At 67.3% G+C, this 2228-nt stretch carries 1 protein-coding gene and 1 pseudogene; one reads left to right on the top strand and one right to left on the bottom strand.

The features are described 5' to 3' along the window. The coding region (locus GPA_RS02085) for a DegV family protein (RefSeq protein ID WP_041238809.1) at positions 1-311 on the bottom strand (311 nt) is incomplete at its 3' end. A 561-nt stretch (positions 312-872) separates the two neighbouring features. Here GPA_RS02085 and GPA_RS18700 point away from each other — a divergent pair. Continuing rightward, positions 873-2228, top strand: a pseudogene (locus GPA_RS18700) (hypothetical protein); the annotation flags it as partial.

Here is a 2228-nt window from a genome sequence, read left to right as displayed (position 1 = left end):
TCGGTGGCCTCGAAGGTGCCGGAGAGGCCGCTCGAGAAGCCCAGGTACAGGATGTCGCGCCCCTGCTCTAGGAGGCCGCGCATGAGCGCCTCGGACTCGGCCAGGTTCGGCAGCGACGTGGTGATGACCTTGCCCTCGCGCATCATGGTGTAGAACTGCTTGAGGTCGGTGTGCTGGCCCTTGAGGTAGCTCTGGTACTCCTCGCCGTCCACCATGAAGGTGAGGGGCAGGACGTGCAGGCCGAAGTCGTCGATCATCTCCTCGACGAGGTTGCTGCTTGAATCGGTGACGATCTCAAAATCCATGGGCATGGCGGATCCTTCCTCTGTTGCACCGCGCCGACGTGGAACGGGATCAGCGGCTTCTACGCATAGCTTCTCCGTGTATCGAGTAAAAGTATAGCCTTTCGCTACGCGTTCGACGCCGCGATTTTGGAGAACGGGCGAACACCTCCGATCTCCGAGGCGCGCGCCCCTCTTCAACGAATTGCTTTGGGCCCATGATAGAATGGGCTACCGATCGTGCAGGAGGGCGAGGGATCCGAGAAGAGGCGGCGCGTATGGGGGCTTCGAAGGCGGCGGAACGGCCCGGGCTGCGCCAGGCCGCGTCGGCGGTTCGCTGGGCGCGGGTCCTTATCGTCCTTGCGGCGTGCTGTGCCCTCGTCCTCGCGCGGACCGCTTACGCGGACGGCCGCGCCCTCAATGTGCTCGGCGGCCAGGAGGGCGTCGATTTCACCTATGAGGGCGGCGTCCTCACGGTTCTCGGCGAGACGCCGCTGACCATCTCGATGGCGGACCCGGGCGCACCGCCCACCGACGACGGCAGAAAATCCGGGAGCGGCGTTTTCGGTTGCGTCCGGCGGACTCGACCTCGTGATCGAAGGGGAGAATTCCCTCACGTCGACTTTTGGCCATGCCGGTCTCCGGAACGGCGAGAATCCGCTTGCCATATCCGGACAAGGCTCGCTCTTCGCAGAAGGCGGAGGGGCTGCCGGCATCGGCGGCGACCGCAAGCAGAACGGCTCGAACATCACCATCGCGGGCGGGACGGTGACGGCTGTAGGCAATGAACCGGGAGCAGGCATCGGCGGCGGGTTCATGAGCAGCGGCTCGAGCATCACCATCACCGGAGGGGTCGTGACGGCCCAAGGAGGCAAGTTCGGCGCTGGAATCGGTGGTTCATACGGATACGACCTCACCGGCAACAGCGCAGACGTCACCATCACGGGCGGCGAGGTCACGGCGATAGGCGGATACGGGTCAGCCGGCATCGGCGGCGGCTACTGGGGATTCTGCTCAAACGTTGTGATAGAAGGTGGTCAGGTCACGGCTCAAGGAGGCGAGCGCGCCGCAGGCATCGGCGGCGGCGAAGGCGGCGGCGGCAACGATATCGTCATCACCGGAGGAACCGTGACGGCGACAGGCGGTGAATGGGCCGCAGGCGTCGGCGGCGGTTTCAATGGCGACGGCAGCGACATGGCCATCTCGGGCGGAACGGTGACGGCGACGGGAGGATCGGAAGGGGCCGGCATCGGCGGCGGGGTCGTTGGCGATGGCAGGAACATCGCCATCTCGGGCGGGACGGTTATGGCCTATGGCGGCGACTTCGCCACCGCCATAGGCGGCGGATCCGGGCTCGACAACAACATCAGGCCGTGCTCGGGCGGACGCGGCTCGAACATTGCGATCACCGGCGGATTCGTCGCGGCGATCCCCGGTCAGACACCAGACCCCGACTACGCCCAAGGAACCGTCATCAGGCCGATCGCGCAGGCCATCGGCAGCGGCTACGGCTCGCTGACCTATGGCGACTCCTCCATCACGGGAGGGTTCTTCGCCGACGAGGCGCGGGACTGGGCGGGCAACACGGTCTACGGGCTGGCGCCCGCGCCGGGGTACGCTGCGGCCGAGAACCGCGAGGGGGCGACCAAGGACGCCTTCCCCGTGCGGGTGCTCCCCGTGGCCACGCTGGAAGTGCGCGCCGACGTCCAGCATGTCTGCGACGGATCGGCGGTCGCCGCGTCCGAGGTCGTCTCGACTGCGCGCTACGGAGACGCCGACGCCCTCGACGCCGTGGCGTTCGAGCATCGGGAAGCCGGCCGGTCGGACTGGAAGGCCGGTCTGCCCGAGGATGTCGGAACGTACCGCGTGCGCGCGACGCTTCCCGAGGGGGCGGACGCAGGCGGCGCGCTCTACGCCGCAGCCTCGGCCGAAACCGACCTCGCCATC

This window comes from Gordonibacter pamelaeae 7-10-1-b, from assembly GCF_000210055.1.
GTDB classification, from domain to species: Bacteria; Actinomycetota; Coriobacteriia; order Coriobacteriales; family Eggerthellaceae; genus Gordonibacter; species Gordonibacter pamelaeae.
This window is presented reverse-complemented; position numbering and strand designations above follow the sequence as displayed.